The organism is Lentibacillus cibarius (genome assembly GCF_005887555.1).
GTDB lineage: Bacteria > Bacillota > Bacilli > Bacillales > Amphibacillaceae > Lentibacillus > Lentibacillus cibarius.
The window spans coordinates 1,927,924-1,945,818 of the sequence record NZ_VCIA01000001.1; the positions used below are offsets into that span (position 1 = coordinate 1,927,924).

General features: G+C 43.0%; 13 protein-coding genes, 2 tRNA genes, 1 pseudogene and 1 other annotated feature. Of the genes and pseudogenes, 12 read left to right on the forward strand and 4 right to left on the reverse strand.

Annotated features, from left to right (window positions below; translation table 11 throughout):
* Position 1 precedes the first annotated feature (1 nt).
* The 4 genes and pseudogenes from remB (at position 2) to FFL34_RS09175 (ending at position 6,370) form a co-directional block, all read left to right on the forward strand.
* Complete coding sequence (gene remB, locus FFL34_RS09160) at positions 2 to 280, forward strand: extracellular matrix regulator RemB (RefSeq protein ID WP_138603190.1); 279 nt, start codon at positions 2 to 4, stop codon at positions 278 to 280.
* Between the two features lie 43 nt (positions 281 to 323).
* Positions 324 to 2,249 (forward strand): DNA topoisomerase (ATP-hydrolyzing) subunit B, encoded by a 1,926-nt coding sequence (gyrB, locus tag FFL34_RS09165; RefSeq protein ID WP_138603191.1) that lies wholly within the window; start codon positions 324 to 326, stop codon positions 2,247 to 2,249.
* 424 nt (positions 2,250 to 2,673) lie between these two features.
* Positions 2,674 to 5,201: pseudogene (gene gyrA / locus FFL34_RS09170) on the forward strand (DNA gyrase subunit A).
* Positions 5,202 to 5,284: 83 nt separating this feature from the next.
* Positions 5,285 to 6,370, forward strand: a complete 1,086-nt coding sequence (locus FFL34_RS09175; protein ID WP_138603192.1) for an HD-GYP domain-containing protein — start codon at positions 5,285 to 5,287, stop codon at positions 6,368 to 6,370.
* A 127-nt stretch (positions 6,371 to 6,497) separates the two neighbouring features.
* Here FFL34_RS09175 and FFL34_RS09180 read toward each other — a convergent pair whose 3' ends face one another.
* Positions 6,498 to 7,505 carry a YaaC family protein gene (locus tag FFL34_RS09180; RefSeq protein WP_138603193.1) on the reverse strand — a complete coding sequence of 336 codons (1,008 nt, stop codon included), beginning with the start codon at positions 7,503 to 7,505 and terminating at the stop codon, positions 6,498 to 6,500.
* Positions 7,506 to 7,687: 182 nt separating this feature from the next.
* Between FFL34_RS09180 and guaB the strand changes: the two genes are divergently transcribed.
* The 7 genes from guaB (at position 7,688) to proC (ending at position 15,272) form a co-directional block, all read left to right on the forward strand.
* Complete coding sequence (gene guaB / locus FFL34_RS09185; RefSeq protein ID WP_138603194.1) at positions 7,688 to 9,154, forward strand: IMP dehydrogenase; 1,467 nt, start codon at positions 7,688 to 7,690, stop codon at positions 9,152 to 9,154.
* A gap of 176 nt (positions 9,155 to 9,330) precedes the next feature.
* A complete protein-coding gene (locus tag FFL34_RS09190) occupies positions 9,331 to 10,677 on the forward strand; it encodes a serine hydrolase (RefSeq protein WP_411712437.1) in 1,347 nt (448 codons plus the stop codon).
* 75 nt (positions 10,678 to 10,752) lie between these two features.
* Complete coding sequence (gene pdxS, locus FFL34_RS09195; protein WP_138603195.1) at positions 10,753 to 11,637, forward strand: pyridoxal 5'-phosphate synthase lyase subunit PdxS; 885 nt, start codon at positions 10,753 to 10,755, stop codon at positions 11,635 to 11,637.
* A gap of 15 nt (positions 11,638 to 11,652) precedes the next feature.
* Complete coding sequence (gene pdxT, locus FFL34_RS09200; RefSeq protein WP_138603196.1) at positions 11,653 to 12,243, forward strand: pyridoxal 5'-phosphate synthase glutaminase subunit PdxT; 591 nt, start codon at positions 11,653 to 11,655, stop codon at positions 12,241 to 12,243.
* 32 nt (positions 12,244 to 12,275) lie between these two features.
* Positions 12,276 to 12,501, forward strand: a binding site (T-box leader).
* A gap of 56 nt (positions 12,502 to 12,557) precedes the next feature.
* Complete coding sequence (serS, locus tag FFL34_RS09205; protein ID WP_138603197.1) at positions 12,558 to 13,832, forward strand: serine--tRNA ligase; 1,275 nt, start codon at positions 12,558 to 12,560, stop codon at positions 13,830 to 13,832.
* 75 nt (positions 13,833 to 13,907) lie between these two features.
* Positions 13,908 to 13,998 (forward strand) — tRNA-Ser (locus FFL34_RS09210).
* A gap of 461 nt (positions 13,999 to 14,459) precedes the next feature.
* On the forward strand, positions 14,460 to 15,272 hold the full coding sequence (gene proC / locus FFL34_RS09215) for a pyrroline-5-carboxylate reductase (protein WP_138603198.1): 813 nt from the start codon (positions 14,460 to 14,462) through the stop codon (positions 15,270 to 15,272).
* Between the two features lie 16 nt (positions 15,273 to 15,288).
* On the opposite strand, the gene FFL34_RS09220 is transcribed toward proC, so the two are convergent.
* From FFL34_RS09220 to FFL34_RS09230, 3 genes are all read right to left on the reverse strand, one after another.
* A complete protein-coding gene (locus tag FFL34_RS09220) occupies positions 15,289 to 15,627 on the reverse strand; it encodes a hypothetical protein (protein WP_138603199.1) in 339 nt (112 codons plus the stop codon).
* A 177-nt stretch (positions 15,628 to 15,804) separates the two neighbouring features.
* Positions 15,805 to 16,488 (reverse strand): deoxynucleoside kinase, encoded by a 684-nt coding sequence (locus tag FFL34_RS09225; RefSeq protein WP_138603200.1) that lies wholly within the window; start codon positions 16,486 to 16,488, stop codon positions 15,805 to 15,807.
* The gene (locus tag FFL34_RS09230) at positions 16,485 to 17,138 is read right to left on the reverse strand and encodes a deoxynucleoside kinase (protein WP_138603201.1); all 654 of its coding nucleotides are present in this window, start codon (positions 17,136 to 17,138) and stop codon (positions 16,485 to 16,487) included. Before FFL34_RS09230 ends, FFL34_RS09225 begins: the two co-directional genes overlap by 4 nt.
* Before the next feature lie 185 nt (positions 17,139 to 17,323).
* On the opposite strand from FFL34_RS09230, the gene FFL34_RS09235 reads away from it, so the two are divergent.
* Positions 17,324 to 17,395: transfer RNA gene (locus FFL34_RS09235), tRNA-Arg, on the forward strand.
* The last annotated feature ends 500 nt before the right edge of the window (positions 17,396 to 17,895 follow it).

The following is a 17,895-nucleotide window of genomic DNA, read 5'->3' on the forward strand; positions in this document are numbered from 1 at the left end:
GATGTTTATTCATATTGGCAATGACCATGTGATTCGTGAAGAAGATGTTGTTTTGATTATCGACCGCAATATGATTACATCTTCAAATATCATGGAAGAGATGATGGATAATGCCAACGTAAAGCAAAAAGTTTACGGCCCGTCGGATGAAGCGAAGTCAATTATTATCACAACAGAACAAATTTACTACAGCTCCCTGTCTGTTGCCGCACTGGAGAAACGGGCAGGCATGGTTTCGACAATCAGTAAACTTGATGACTTTGTTGAAGAACTAGAGTAATGGTTGTTAAGGAACAGTTATAAGCAGAAACGTAGGTGATAAGATGTCAGCAGAAGAAAAAGTTTCAAATGAACAGGCATATGACGCTGATCAGATACAAGTACTAGAAGGATTGGAAGCAGTACGGAAAAGGCCCGGCATGTACATCGGTTCAACAAGTGAAAAGGGATTACACCATTTAGTATGGGAAATTGTGGACAATAGTATTGATGAGGCACTTGCCGGATATTGTGATAGGATTGAAGTTATTATTGAAAAGGATAATAGCATTACCGTTATCGACAACGGTCGCGGTATTCCTGTTGATATACAGAAAAAGACCGGAAAACCAGCCCTTGAAGTGATTATGACTGTTCTGCATGCCGGTGGTAAGTTCGGCGGTGGTGGATATAAGGTTTCCGGTGGTCTGCATGGTGTCGGGGCATCGGTTGTTAATGCCTTATCAAGTACATTGGATGTCTATGTATACCGCGACGGGAAAATTTATTACCTTGGGTTTGAAAAAGGCGTACCAAAGGGAAAAATTGAAACCGTTGGTGAATCGGATATAACGGGGACAAAAACACAATTTAAACCAGACCCGGAAATTTTCAACGAAGAGACCGAGTTTGACTTTGACACCCTCACACAACGTTTGCGGGAACTAGCATTTTTAAATAAAGGTATTACCATTTCGATTGAAGATAAACGGACAGATGAAGACCCTGTAGAATTCTGTTACGTGGGCGGGATTAGCTCCTATGTTGAGTTTATTAACCGGAATCGCCAAGTGCTGCACGAGCCGTTTTATGCCGAAAGTGAAGACCAGCAAATCACAGTTGAAGTGGCCATCCAATACAATGACGGATTCATGAGCAATATTTATTCGTATGCTAACAATATCCATACGTATGAAGGCGGTACACATGAAGCCGGATTTAAATCTGGCCTGACACGTGTCATTAATGATTACGCCCGTAAAAACAATATGTTCAAAGAAACTGATCCGAATTTAAGTGGGGATGATGTTCGTGAAGGTATGACAGCTATCATCTCTATCAAGCATCCAGATCCGCAATTTGAAGGGCAAACGAAAACAAAACTTGGCAACAGTGAAGTAAAAAAGGTAACTGATTCAGCGTTCAGCGAAGTTTTCTCCAAGTTCCTTTTTGAAAATCCCGATGTCGCAAAAATTGTTGTGGAGAAAGGATTAATGGCATCTCGTGCTCGGCTGGCTGCCAAAAAGGCACGTGAATTAACAAGACGGAAGAGTGCACTAGAAGTGTCCAACCTACCCGGTAAACTTGCAGATTGTTCCTCAAAGGATGCTAGCATCAGTGAACTATATATTGTTGAGGGTGATTCTGCGGGCGGCTCTGCAAAACAGGGACGCGACCGGCATTTTCAGGCAATCTTGCCATTACGCGGTAAAATATTGAACGTGGAGAAAGCTCGTCTCGATAAAATCTTATCAAACAATGAAGTCCGCGCCATGATTACTGCAATGGGAACAGGAATTAGTGATGAATTTGATATAACGAAAGCACGATATAACAAGATTGTCATTATGACTGATGCTGACGTTGACGGTGCACATATCCGTACGTTACTTTTAACATTTTTCTATCGCTATATGCGTCCGCTGATTGAACATGGCTATGTTTATATTGCACAACCACCGTTGTATAAAATACAGCAGGGCAAGACTGTTCACTATGCATACGATGACAAGGAGATGGAGCGCATTCTTGAAGAACTGCCGAATACGCCGAAGCCGGGACTACAGCGTTATAAGGGTCTTGGTGAAATGAATGCAACTCAGCTCTGGGAAACGACCATGAATCCGGAAACACGGACATTGCTTCAGGTGGAATTGTCCGATGCGATGGATGCCGATTATATTTTTGACATGCTTATGGGCGATAAAGTTGAACCTCGTCGTAATTTCATCCAAGAAAATGCGCAGTATGTTCAAAATCTTGATGTATAGTAAGGTATATCGTTCATGTCGTCAAAAAAGCTGGAATTGCTCAGCAGTAATTCAGCTTTTTGTTGCAGTTTCACCGGCAAGTAAGCTAGTTTCAATCTCCACGTTGAACTAGCTCGATTGCCGTGTTTTTTCAGGAAGTGAGAATGTATAAAATGAAGCAATACAATTTTTACTGGCAAAGTTAAGCCACGTCCGGCTTCAGCGCCCAGCGACTAGCGCGACTTCCTTCACCTCCGTACGATAAAGAAGACTTGCCGACTGGTGTAACCAGAGGCATAGTCGCACTTATACCCTTGTGGTGAAAGTCAACATCGACTCCCGATGGTCGTCGTGTTTCCTTTATCTCCTGCGGTTCAGTCCAGTCCGTACGTCGCTAACCGGGCGCTTGCACCTTTGTTCGGAAGTGAGATTTGGAGGTATTTTTATGGCAGATCAACAGCGTCCAAACGTTCAGGAAATTAATCTTGGTCAAGAAATGCGTACATCTTTCCTTGATTATGCGATGAGTGTTATCGTTTCACGGGCTTTGCCGGATGTCCGTGACGGGCTGAAACCAGTCCATCGTAGAATTTTGTATGCGATGAATGATCTTGGTATGCATGCAGATAAGGCATATAAAAAGTCAGCCCGAATCGTTGGTGAGGTAATTGGTAAATACCATCCGCACGGTGACTCTGCTGTGTATGAAGCAATGGTCCGGATGGCACAAGATTTCAGTTATCGCTATATGCTCGTCGACGGACATGGTAACTTTGGTTCAGTTGATGGGGATTCAGCAGCAGCTATGCGTTATACAGAGGCGCGTATGTCCAAGATATCCATGGAACTCTTGCGGGATATTAATAAAGATACAATTGATTATACAGACAACTATGACGGAACAGAGCGAGAACCGGTTGTTTTTCCTTCCCGTTTTCCCAATCTGATTGTTAATGGTGGTGCTGGGATTGCTGTCGGGATGGCAACCAATATCCCCCCACATAATCTCGGGGAAACAATTGATGCTGTATTAGCTATCAGTAAAGACCCTGAAATCACCATTAATGAATTGATGGAAAGTTATATTTATGGTCCCGATTTTCCAACAGCCGGTGAAATCATCGGAAGAGGCGGCATTCGCAAAGCCTATGAGACAGGAAAAGGATCGGTGACCATTCGGGCGAAGGTACAAATAGAAGAATATGCAAACGGTAAGACCAGTCTGATTGTTACCGAGTTGCCGTATCAGGTCAACAAGGCAAAACTAGTTGAAAAGATTGCTGAACTCGTCCGGGAGAAACGAATCGACGGGATTACTGATCTACGCGATGAATCAGACCGGAATGGATTACGTATAGTTATTGAACTTCGCCGTGATGCAAATGCTAATATTGTACTCAATAACTTATATAAATATTCCGCACTGCAAACGACATTCGGTATCAACATGCTAGCACTCGTTGATGGTCGTCCAAGGGTACTGACAATCAAACAGTGTCTGGAACATTATCTAGAGCACCAGCGAGAAATTGTCAAACGCCGTACGGAATTTGAGCTAAGAAAAGCACAGGCACGCGCACATATATTAGAAGGCTTGCAAATTGCTCTTGACCACATTGATGAAGTTATTTCACTTATCCGTAATTCTAAAACAACCGATATTGCACGAAACGGGTTGATGGAACAATTCGGCCTAAGTGAAAAACAGGCTCAGGCAATTCTTGATATGCGTCTACAGCGTCTGACAGGACTGGAACGGGAAAAAATCAATAGTGAATACAATGAGCTTCTTCAGCAGATTGATGAATTAAAGGCCATTTTAGCAGATGATGAAAAATTGCTGGAGATTATACGTGAAGAATTGATAGCCATCAAAGAAAAGTTTAATGATAAACGCCGTACGGAGATTGTTGCCGGCGGAGCGGATTTCATTGACGATGAGGATTTAATCCCTGAAGAAAATATTGTTATAACACTTACCCACCAGGGTTATGTCAAACGGCTTCCCGCTTCAACGTATCGAACACAAAGACGGGGCGGTCGCGGGATTCAGGGAATGGGAACAAATGACGATGACTTTGTCGAGCATCTAGTTTCCACATCAACCCATGATACGGTTCTGTTCTTCACAAATAAAGGGAAAGTTTATCGTGCTAAAGGGTATGAAGTTCCTGAGTTTAGTCGTACGGCAAAAGGGTTGCCAATTATTAATCTGCTGCAAATTGAGAAGGATGAATGGATTAATGCCGTTATTACTGTTTCCGAATATAGTGACGAATCATACCTATTCTTTACCACGAAACACGGGTTATCTAAACGTACAAAGTTGTCGCAGTTTGTCAATATCCGTAAAGGTGGGCTTAACGCTATAGGACTTCGAGAAGGTGATGAGCTAATTTCCGTTCAGCTGACAGACGGCACCAAAGATATCATGATTGGTACGAAACAAGGCTTTTTGATCCGTTTTCCAGAAGATCAGGTTCGCTCAATGGGAAGGAATGCAGCAGGTGTTCGCGGTATTTCACTTCGAGATGATGACGAGGTCGTTTCAATGGAAATATTGGAAGCCGGGTTGCAAGTTTTACATGTGACTAATAAAGGTATCGGTAAACGCACGCCGGAAGATGAATCCGTGTTACCAATCGTGGTGGTAAAGGTATCTACACGTGTAAGTTGACAGAAAGCAATACTGTTGTAGCGGTTAAGGCTGTTACAGGAGAAGAAGATATGATGCTCATTACCGCTGCCGGTGTACTAATCCGTACGCCAGTCGAAGGTATTTCCCAAACTGGACGCAATGCCCAAGGGGTTCGTCTGATCCGTCTGCAGGAGGATGAAGAGGTGGCTACTGTTACCGTGGTTGAGCGGGATGAAGCTGAACCGGAAAATGAGGGTGACGACAATCAAGAGACTGACTCTGCTTCCGAATCAGCTGAGGATGACTCCGATGATTCGACTAATGGCGGAGAGTAAGCGTCCGTTATCCATTCTAGCAACTAAGTAAGGAATACTAGGCTAATTATGTTGTCTAAACATATAAAGCGAGGGGGAGTTTCATGCGGGTGAAACCTTCTCAAATAGTCCCTGGCTGTGTTTTATTACAGGATGTATTTAGTAAGACGAGTAAACCAATTATTTCAAAACAAACGGTATTGACAGATGAACATATCACGATACTACAGAAGTTCTTCATCGATACTGTGGAAGTTGCATCAACGCTTGCTAATGGGGCCCCTTTCCAGCCTGATCAGCCACAGCTGCATGAAGTAATGTCAATTGTTGGTCAATCACAGTTGCCTGATTCATTCATCGCCCATTATCAGACGGTGGTTGCCAATTATAAACAGCTGTTTCAAAACTGGCAAAGTACGTTTGTCCTGAATATGGCTGATGTGCGCATGACGATGCTACCACTTTTGGAACAGGTGGATAGTGTTGGTGATTGTATTTATACACTGCATCACTATGCTGATGAACGAGACTACCGATTCCATCATAGTGTCGCAGTTGGGTTACTGGCAGCATATGTTGCCAAACGGCTAGGTTATAAAAAAGGTGAATGGTTGCAGGTAGGTCTGGCTGGTTTGCTCAGTGATGCTGGTATGGTTAGAATAGCAGCATCCACACTGGAGAAAAGCGGCACATTGAGTCAGGTAGAGTGGGAGGAGGTAAAGAAGCATCCTATCTATTCCTACCGTCTGATTGAGAAATCGCCTACTGCTACCAAAAGCGTAAAACTTGCTGTTCTCCAACATCACGAACGGCTAGACGGATCGGGTTATCCGCTTGGGATTAGCCATGAGAAAATTCATGCATATGCACGAATTATCGCTGTTTGTGATACCTATCATGCGATGACGTCTGTACGGCCATATAAACAGAAGCAATCCACGTTTCATGCTGTCGGTGAATTACAGAACAATAGGTTTACCATGTTTGATCATGAAGTTGTGCAAGTATTAATTGATGATTTGACCCGGATTACAGTTGGAACAAAGGTGAAATTATCAACGAACCAAATTGGCGAAGTTGTTTTTACTGATAAGAATGATCCCACCCGTCCAATCATTAGACTTGACGGATCAAATGAAATGATTGCACTCAAAGACAATGAAGACATACAAATCGAAACTGTTTTGTAGTAAGGTAAGGTCATACGTTTGACCTTATCTGTGAACAAAGGTGCAAACGCCCTTGCAGGCTAGGAACACTCACGTCCTGTGTGTCGAAGCCGGACGTGGCTTAACCTTGCAAGTAAAAGTTATATCGCTAAATTTTATAGTTTCTTATCTTTTGAATAAAGCGAGGTCTAGACTTAAGTTCCAACATGTTTGTCCAGTAATTCCCCCCCAGTAGCATGGGGATTTTTTTTGCCGTAATGTCCAAAAAGGACCGAATAAATGGGAAATCCGTGTCTGGCTTTGTGGTAAGCAAATCTCCCCACCACTCCGGCTCATACCGGCATAGCATACTAAGGTTATAAAGTAGCAAGTAATGAACCATCACTTCAGAAATGGGCAAGAAATCCTCCCGGTATATCGGAAAGTAAATAGCCTGTTCATTCATGTCAGTAAAAAAAGGACTGGCATCTTTCGGGTAAAATGGAGCGTTTAAATAGACATGGATATAACCATTTTCCGTTTTTGTTTTCTCCAGTTTTGGCAAATAGGCTTTCACCCGATTGATCAATGCATTAGCCGTCAGATGGTAATAATCCAAAAGCCAAACAGGGAATTGTAAGTGCTTTGTTCCTGTCATTCCGATACCTGTCAATTTTCCATCCGATTGAAATTGAAATAGTGGATCTAATTCAGGTATTAACGCAAATAAACGGTCCATTTTTATTTTCGGAAATGGTGATGTTTGGATGGAAAATAGATGTGTGGAGAAATAGGAAAATAATCCATTATGTTGAATTTTTACTTCATCATCCATGAACGTGTAGTCCTTTTTTTTACGTTTCCTAGTTGACACACCATGTGCAAGGATGGCCGTTGATTCTGGGTATTGTGGCCGAACAGAGAGCAAGTTTGCTTTGATTAAATGAACCATGCCGTAAAAGAACAGCATCGGTTGCAGCAGTGGTTCAAGCTGTTTACCATTTTCATAAAAACGCATACCGTGATCAAGATAATGTATAAACGGATTACAATTTTCAAAGCTCTTTACGGAAGCATCAACAGTCTCTATTTGCTGGTAACAAGCCGACAAATATTGCTGGGCATTTTGCTGTGACATTAGGTGCACATAAAACGCATGGATTTCCTTTACCTGCATGATATTCCTCTCCTATTTTAACTAAAGATTCATAATTATAGTTCTTTTAATCCGTATTTAATAAGCTGTTGCAAATATCGCGCAGTTGACGTATTGTAAATAACAATAGAATTACTGTATAGTTTGACCAAGATCACGTTCATTTACTCATAGCGAAATACCCACTGGATAGGAGGATACCAATGCGCGAGGACAAGTTTGCTAAAGAAGGATTGACATTTGATGATGTATTGCTGATGCCTGCGAAGTCAGAAGTATTGCCGAAAGATGCTGATGTAAGCACGAATTTATCAGAGAATATCCGTCTCCAGCTACCGTTGATAAGTGCTGGAATGGACACAGTGACTGAAGCAGAAATGGCTATCGCAATGGCACGTCAAGGTGGATTGGGAGTCATTCATAAAAACATGTCGATTGAGGATCAGGCGGAGCAGGTGGATAGGGTGAAGCGATCAGAAAGTGGCGTCATTACAAATCCATTCTTCCTGACGCCGGAGCATCAAGTTTATGATGCTGAGCATTTGATGGGGAAATTCCGTATTTCCGGTGTACCGATTGTTAATAATACGGACGACCAAAAGCTAACTGGTATTATAACGAATCGTGATTTGCGTTTCATTCAAGATTATTCAACTGCAATTAAAGATGTCATGTCCAGTGAACATCTGGTAACTGCTCCGGTGGGAACAACCTTGGAAGAAGCAGAAAGTCTCCTGCAAAAGCACCGGATTGAAAAGCTCCCATTGGTCGACGATAACGGTGTGCTTAAAGGCCTAATTACGATTAAGGATATTGAAAAGGCAATTGAATTTCCAAATGCGGCGAAGGATACTCAGGGCCGGTTACTTGCTGGTGCGGCTGTCGGTATTACCGGTGATTCCATGAAACGTATTGAGAAACTGACCGAGGCTGGCGTTGATGTCATTGTGATTGATACGGCACACGGTCATTCGGCAGGTGTGCTGGAACAAGTTAAGAAAGTACGCGCTGCTTATCCGGACTTGGATATTGTCGCGGGCAATGTTGCAACAGCTGAAGCAACAGCAGATTTAATCGAGGCTGGTGCAAATATTGTTAAAGTAGGGATCGGACCTGGGTCCATCTGCACGACTCGCGTGATTGCCGGAATCGGTGTACCGCAGATTACTGCTGTCCACGATTGTGCAGCCAAAGCAGCTGAGTATGGCGTTCCGATTATTGCTGACGGTGGGATCAAATATTCCGGCGATATTGTTAAGGCACTTGCTGCTGGTGCGCATGCAGTAATGCTCGGCAGTATGTTTGCCGGTGTGGCAGAAAGCCCGGGAGAGACGGAGATTTTTCAGGGCAGACAGTATAAAGTTTACCGTGGTATGGGTTCAGTCGGCGCTATGCAGGCAGGTTCCAAAGATCGGTATTTCCAGGATGCAGCGGATGCTAAAAAGTTGGTCCCGGAAGGCATTGAAGGACGGACTGCTTACAAGGGACCACTTGCTGACACAGTCCATCAGTTGACGGGTGGCTTGCGTGCTGGTATGGGCTATTGTGGTACTGCGACGATTGATGATTTGCGTCGTAATGGGCGCTTCATCCGCATATCTAACGCTGGTCTTGCAGAAAGTCATCCGCATGATGTTCAGATAACAAAAGAAGCTCCGAATTATTCATAACCAGTGTTTGATGCTTGTTCAATTTAGAATGCAACGATAAAATAGTAAATATTTCCTACTGGAGTACTAATAGATAGGGCTTTTCCCTGTCTATTTTTTCTCTATTTTTTATGGTAAAATACGAGTATCTAATAGATTACAACAATGACAGACTTAAATAGGTGGAGGCAACGAAAGTGAACTATAAACGAAAAAAACATTTATCACTATTTCTGACTGCTTTGATAATGATAGCGGCTATACTAACGCAGCCGTTTTCTACACAGGCAGCTGAAGCATTAGACATCGAGGCGGAGTCAGCCATATTGGTTGATGCGGAAACAGGCAAAGTTTTGTATGCTAAAAAACCGGATATGGCATTGCCACCGGCCAGCATGACGAAAATGATGACTGAATACCTTGTGCATGAAGCGATTGAGAAAGGTAAAGTCAACTGGGATACAACTACACAAATTAGCGACTATCCATACAGTATATCGGCAGACCCATCCTTTTCCGGTGTTGGTCTGACCCAAAGCAAAGACTACACTGTAAGAGAATTGTACGATGCAATGGCCATCAACTCAGATAATGCGACAACTATCGCACTTGCGGAATTGATTGCCGGTTCGGAAGGCGAATTTGTCAAAATGATGAACAAGAAGGCAGAAGAGATGGGGCTTTCGGATTATAAGTTTGTTAATTCGACAGGACTTAACAATGCATCACTTAGGGAAAATGTGCCTAAAGGGACCGATCCGAATGCCAATAACTTGCTATCCGCTCGGTCGGCAGCACTATTGGCGTACAACCTGATTAATGATTATCCGTCAGCACTTGATGTATCTAAGGTCCCTTCAGCAACATTTGATGGTCAAACTATTCGTAACTGGAACTGGATGCTCCCGCATGATCCGAAGAATGCAAGTTCACTCCAACAATTCTATTATGAAGGCATTGATGGGCTAAAGACAGGACATACGGATTTGGCCAAATATTGTTTTACAGGTACAGCGAATCGGAACGGTAAACGATTGATCTCTGTTGTTATGAAAACAGAAAGTGAGCCGGCACGCTTTCAACAGACGGCAAAATTAATGGATTACGGTTTCCAGCGATTTGAGAAAAAAGAGATCTTCTCTAAAGGTTATCAACTGGAAGATCAATCGGATATTCCAGTCGCTAAAGGGAAAGAAGATACGGTGCAGATTGCAACAAAAAAAGCATTCAGTGCAATGGTTAAAGAAGGACAGGCAGAGAACTACAGCGTCAAGTATCATTTGAATAAAAACAAACTGAACAAGGACGGAAAATTGTCTGCTCCAGTTGAAAAGGGTGAAAAAATTGGAACAGCCGAAATAGTCTATGAAGGAGATGGAGACTACGGCTATATTTATCCAAATGCAGATAAACAGACTATCGCTTTGACTGCACAGCGTACGGTGGAAAAAGATAACTGGTTCATGCTTGCTATTGGGTCAGTAGGCGGATTTTTCAGTGGGTTATTCAGCACCGTCGTTGATACAGTTAAAGGCTGGTTTTAAACTATCGACGTGAAACACTTTTAGTAGTAAAATTTAAATGTGTGTTAATTTACAGATAACAGAGGGGGAGAAGGTATGGCGAATACAGGAACAGAACGTGTTAAACGAGGAATGGCGGAAATGCAAAAAGGCGGCGTCATCATGGACGTTGTTAATGCGGAGCAAGCCAAGATAGCAGAGAAGGCAGGTGCCGTTGCTGTCATGGCACTGGAACGTGTACCATCTGATATCCGTGCTGCCGGTGGTGTGGCCCGTATGGCAAGTCCGGAAATTACCGAAGAAGTGATGAATGCTGTATCGATTCCGGTCATGGCCAAGGCACGTATCGGTCATATCGTCGAAGCACGTGTACTGGAAGCAATGGGTGTTGACTATATTGACGAGAGTGAAGTTTTGACACCGGCGGATGACGTGTACCATATGAAAAAGTCAGATTATACGGTACCGTTTGTTTGTGGTTGCCGTAATCTTGGAGAAGCAGCAAGACGTATTGGTGAAGGTGCGTCCATGCTACGTACGAAAGGTGAGCCAGGCACAGGCAATATCGTTGAAGCTGTTAGTCATATGCGCCAGGTTCAGTCAGAAATCAGAAAACTGACGTCTATGTCAGACGATGAAGTGATGACCTATGCAAAAGAAATTGGTGCGCCATATGAACTGCTGGTAGAAATCAAACAGGAAGGACGTCTCCCTGTTGTAAACTTCGCTGCAGGAGGTGTGGCAACACCAGCAGACGCAGCATTGATGATGGAATTAGGAGCGGATGGTGTATTTGTCGGCTCTGGTATTTTCAAATCTAATCAGCCGGAGAAATTTGCCAAAGCCATTGTGGAAGCGACCACCCATTATACGGACTATAAATTGATTGGTGAGCTTTCCAAAGATCTTGGAACTGCCATGAAGGGTATTGAAATGGGTACATTAGAAGCGCATGACCGGATGCAAGACCGTAGCGAATAGAAAGAAGGAATGACCATGACTAAAATCGGTGTACTCGCATTACAAGGGGCGGTCCGTGAACACATCCGCGCTATTGAAGAGACCGGAGCAAGTGCTTTAGAAATCAAACAGGTCGGACAACTCAAGGAATTGGACGGGCTTATTCTACCGGGCGGTGAAAGTACGACCATGCGTAGACTGATGGACAGTTACGGTTTTTCCGATGCTATCAGGGATTTAAAAAGGCAAGGAAAACCGCTATTCGGCACCTGTGCTGGATTAATTTTGATGGCTTCCGCGATTGAAGGACAAGCAGATGCCCATCTTGGCCTGATGGATATGACTGTTGCCAGAAATGCATTTGGCAGACAAGTGGCAAGCTTTGAGGCAAAACTGGACGTTAAGCATGTCGGAGATACCTTTCAAGCCGTGTTTATCCGTGCTCCATATATAACGGAGGCTGCACCGGATGTGGAGGTCCTAGCTGTCTACCAAGATCGGATTGTTGCAGCGAAACAAGACAACTGCTTATGCACTGCTTTTCATCCGGAATTGACTGATGATAACCGATTGATTGCATATTTTGCTGAAATGGTGGAACAATCAAGGAATACACTTGCATCTTAACGAGAAATTGGCTATGCTTATAAATAATGAGATGAACAGTTATGAAAGGAAATAGTAATAAGCAATGCTTTCTACAGAGAGTCGGTGGCGGGTGAAAACCGATGAAGGCAACTTGTGAATCCGTCCTTGAGCTGGTTTACTGAAACTTTTCAGTAGGTAAACCCGGTCAACAGCCGTTATCCGATGAAGCCGGAAGAGAGATGTGCATTTCTCTTCAATAAGGGTGGCAACGCGGGAATAAAAACTCCCGTCCCTGAATCAGTTCAGGGACGGGAGTTTTTTATCGTTCATAACATTTAAAGGAGGATATAACCATGCTAGATATGAAATTTTTACGTAATAACTTTCAGGAGGTAAAGGAGAAGTTAGCCCATCGCGGGGAGGATTTGTCTGATTTAGAGAAGTTTGGTGAATTGGATGAGCGTCGCCGTACATTAATTTCTGAAGTGGAATCATTGAAGGCTAAACGTAATGAGACGTCCAAGCAAATCTCTGTTTTGAAAAAGGAGAAAAAAGATGCTGAACCGGCTATTAAAGAAATGCGGGAAGTTGGCGAAAATATAAAGGCACTTGATGGAGAACTGAAAGAGATTGAAGAAACGTTGGAAATGATGATGCTCTCCATCCCGAACATTCCGCATGAGAGTGTCCCAGTTGGCGAAGATGAAGACGATAATGTTGAAGTGCGCAGCTGGGGGGATATTCAGGAATTCCCCTTTGAAAAACAACCACATTGGGACATAGCTGCAAATTTGGATGTTTTAGACTTTGAGCGTGCCTCCAAAGTCACCGGAAGCCGCTTTGTATTTTATAAAGGGCTTGGAACACGACTGGAACGAGCACTAATTAGTTTTATGATGGATTTGCATGCAGATCAACATGGATACACGGAAATGATGCCGCCACAGATTGTTAATCGCGAAAGCCTGACTGGAACAGGGCAGCTACCTAAATTTACCGAGGATGTTTTTAAGTTGGAGGAGTGGGACTATTTTCTGATTCCGACAGCTGAAGTGCCAGTGACGAACTATCACCGAGGTGAAATCTTAAACGTTGACGACCTTCCAAGAAAGTATGCGGCTTACAGTGCGAATTTCCGTTCCGAAGCAGGTTCAGCCGGTCGGGATACGCGTGGATTGATCCGCCAGCATCAGTTTAACAAAGTGGAACTGGTTCACTTCACCAAACCGGAAGATTCCTATGATACGTTGGAAACATTGACAGGGCATGCGGAGAAGGTGTTACAGCTATTGAACTTACCATATCGCGTCATGAGCATGTGCACAGGGGATTTAGGTTTTACTGCGGCTAAAAAGTATGATATTGAAGTATGGATCCCAAGCCAGGAAACCTATCGTGAAATTTCTTCTTGCTCCAATTTTGAGGATTTCCAGGCAAGACGTGCCGGCATTCGCTTTCGCCGTGAGGAAAAAGGAAAACCGGAATATGTTCATACATTGAATGGCTCCGGTCTTGCAGTTGGCCGAACACTTGCCGCTATTCTGGAAAATTATCAGCAGGAAGATGGATCAGTTGTTGTGCCGGAAGTACTAAGGCCGTATATGGGCGGTAAGGAAGTTATAAAGTAGGCAAATAAGATTTAAATTTTTAAATACCTCCGTTGACAATGTTTTATATGGATGATATAGTATATCTTGTCTTACGGAGGTATACCCAAGTGGCTGAAGGGATCGGTCTTGAAAACCGACAGGCGGGTCAAACCGCGCGGGGGTTCGAATCCCTCTACCTCCTCCATTTAATTTCAAAAGCGCATAATTTGGAGATAAACCACCACGACCGTTACATATCAACTGTAGCGGTTTTTTTTCGACGCACAGGACGAGGAAAGCTAAATTTCGCTGTTAAAGGTGCATTTTTGGTAAAATTACAAATTTAATTTGATTAACACTTGACATGATGAGTGGCAGCAGGTATAGTACATGGAAATAGGTAAACGAACGAAGAAGAGGTCAGTAGCGAAAAAGCTGCCGTAAGAGATTGGGATTCACCGGCTGCGAGATCCCATCGGATGATGCTGTCGTGAAACCTGCCTTGGAGTTGTCAGCAATGTCTGACCGCATACACGATGCGTTATCAAATTGAGCGGGCATATGATGTTTTCTATGCCAACAAAGGTGGTACCACGGAACCCCACTCCGTCCTTTTATAAGGATGGTGTGGGGCTTTTTTATTCTTTTTTGAGGAGGTTTTTCTTGATGACTAAAAAAATGGCATTTGTTGGGGCTGGATCCATGGCTGAATCAATTTTATCCGGTATATTAGCCAGCGGATTTTTAGCAAAAGAAGACATTCTGGTAACAAACAAATCGGACTTCGAAAGACTGGAACATTTAGAGAGGCAGTACCAGATCCAGTACGTTGAGGATAAACAGGAGACTGTTACTGATGCCCGTATCGTATTGCTTGCTGTGAAGCCGTATGATATGGAGACTGCGATTGCGTCGATTCGTGACTATTTGAATACCGATCAATTACTTATATCTGTTGCCGCCGGTGTATCAACGGATACGATATCGGAAATGCTGGGCCGTGAAATACCGGTTATCCGGGCAATGCCAAATACCTCGGCAGCAGCTGGTGAATCTGCTACAGCGGTAACGAGAGGGCGGCTCGCCACTGAAGAACATCTTCATACCGCGCTTGAATTGTTTCGTACAATTGGAACGGCAACGGAAGTAGCTGAGGAAGATATGCATACGGTGACGGCGATTGCAGGAAGCGGACCTGCCTATGTTTATTATTTGGTTGAAGTGATGGAAGAGGCGGCTGTTGCCGCTGGGCTCGACAAACAAACTGCACATGAATTGCTTATACAGACAATTGCCGGTGCTGGAGAAATGCTGAAGTCATCCGGTCTGGATCCGGCACAGTTGCGTAAAAATATCACAAGTCCTGGAGGAACCACTCAAGCCGGACTGGAAGCGTTGGATGAAGGTGAATTCCAAAAAACAGTCATGGGCTGCGTAGAAACTGCTCGTGAACGCTCGATTGAATTAGGGAAAAAGTGATAAGTAGGAGCGCGGTTTATGCACCGCACTCCTTGTTTTCTTGTACTTTTGCCTGTGTGTGGAGTGTTGCAATCATGCCATAGAAGGCATAGAAAAATTCATCGGGTGCCGACACCCGAATATGTCCGACCTCACTTGTATCAAAATCCAAGGTTGCTTCCAGTAGCCGGTACGTGGAGTAGGCGTAGAAGCAAAAGTATATATAATCAAACTTCGGCATCTTTTCATAAATGACAGCAATCTCATCTTTATAGACATCCAAGTTCCGTTCTGCTTCATCAATAAATGCTTGTAGGTCGGATAAATCTGCTTCTACAACTATATCTCGTTCATTTTCTGTACGAATGGTTGCCATAATCATACATCCCTTCTGCTTGATATTCTTTCCTACCATCTACTTTAACGGAAAATGAACCCCAAGTCGGTGACACACATCACACTTTCGTCAGTCTTCTCTTTTTAAAAGTAAAACGGTCAGGCGACACGGAATTAAAAATAAGAGGTGCTCCATAGAATAGAGTACCTCTCACCATTATTTGATATATTCTCTTGTTTTCCATTTCCGTGCCTGCTGGATAAAATGGCCGATCTTTTCTAGGACTGGCTCAATCGAGTCTTCCTGTTTCGTCAGGTCGTAATCAGATATATTGATACGCAATACCGGACATGCATTAAAGTTATTAATCCATTCTTCATAGCGATTGTACATTTCTCTCCAGTAGGAAACAGGTGTATTCTGTTCCATTTTCCTGCCACGGTCTTGAATTCGCTCCAGAACTTCATCAAACGATCCTTCTAAGTAAATAAGCAGATCCGGATGCGGGAAGTACGGCGTCATTACCATAGCGTCAAATAAGTTTGTATATGTCTCATAGTCTGTTTGAGGCATTGTTCCGTTTTCGTAGTGCATTCGTGCAAAGATGCCGGTATCCTCATAAATAGAGCGGTCCTGCACAAATCCACCGCCATATTCAAAAATCCGTTTCTGTTCCTTGAACCGTTCTGCTAAAAAATAGACTTGCAGGTGAAAACTCCAGCGTTCAAAATCGTTATAAAACTTTTCAAGATATGGATTCGTTTCAACCTTTTCAAACGAGGTTTTGAAATGCAAGGCGTTAGCTAATGCTTTCGTCATCGTTGACTTGCCAACTCCGACGGTACCGGCTACTGTTATGATACTGTCATTGGGTATCCCGTATTTGGCACGTAAATTCATAAGTTGGTTCCCCTTTTTTGAATCAATACTTCCTGTTGCTGCTGTACTTGCCGGATAATCGTATCCAAATCATCCTGATAGTTGACAAAGTCCATTTCGTCTCCGTTAATGCGAATGACTGGAATATCCGGATGGAGCATCTCAAACTCATTCATATATGCTTCGTAATCGTCAGCGATCTGGGCCAGGTAGGACGATTTAATATTTTGCTCGATATCTCTCCCGCGTTGTTGGATGCGATCAAGAATCGTGTCAAGGCTCGCATGCAGGTAAATCATCATATTTGGGACGGGCATATCCTTCGTTAGAATGTGGTAGATTTGTTCGTACTTATCAAATTTATCTGCTGGCAATGTGCGCCTGGCAAAAATCATGTTCTTGGATATATGGTAATCAGCGATGACCGCCTTATTCCAGCTTAAGTACTTTTGTTGTATATCTTCCAGCTGCTTGAATCGATTGCATAGAAAAAACATTTCTGTCTGGAAGCTCCATTCTTTAATGTCATCATAAAACTTTCCTAGAAATGGGTTTTCTTCTACAATTTCTTTTAGCAGGTGAAAGTTGAATTGCACGGAAAGTTTTTGGGCGAGGGATGTTTTTCCAATTCCGATTGGCCCTTCGATTGCAATGAACGGAACAGTTGGCATGATCGTCCCCCCATTCAGTCTTTTATCAGTTGACACTCGATTCATTTTAGCATACCGAATAAGGCACTTCCATGTAAATGAATAAATTTTTCTTTTCATTTGGATATAATTTTTGTATAATAGTAATTGTGCTTTTTTATACTACCTTCATTCCTCTTAGCACTAGGATAGTTTTTTCTGTAAATGCCCCCGTAGCTCAGGGGATAGAGCAATGGCCTCCTAAGCCGTGTGCGCAGGTTCGATTCCTGCCGGGGGCGTTATAAACGTCGATATAGTGGTCTCTGTGGCCGATGATAGGTTTGGAAGCTTTAGGAACAACACACGTACAACAGCATATAATTGAAGTCTTCTAACCCCCTTTGCGTACATGTGCGGAAAGGGGGTTTTTCGCTGTATACGAAAAGAGCGGAGCCAAGCATTATTGAATATTCATTACACGAATTAACACTTAGTGACGTGTATCTTTATGAAGTAATGTAAATAATGGTAATAAAAATAGGATCCATATCAAAACCTATAGTGATGAAAAATGGAAATTTTAAAAACCATAATCAAACCTTGCAAGTCTAGTTGCTTTTAATGTATACTAGATTTACGATTGGTGTACTGCACATATTTTTTAGATTTTTTTTATTTTATTTAGATTTTTCTCTTACTTGTCCGTTCGCAAACCTTATGTAAAGCCTACGTAAAGCCACCCAAACAATAATGTGAATCATTTACGTGGTCTCCTGAATCGTGTGCCTAGGTTCGATTT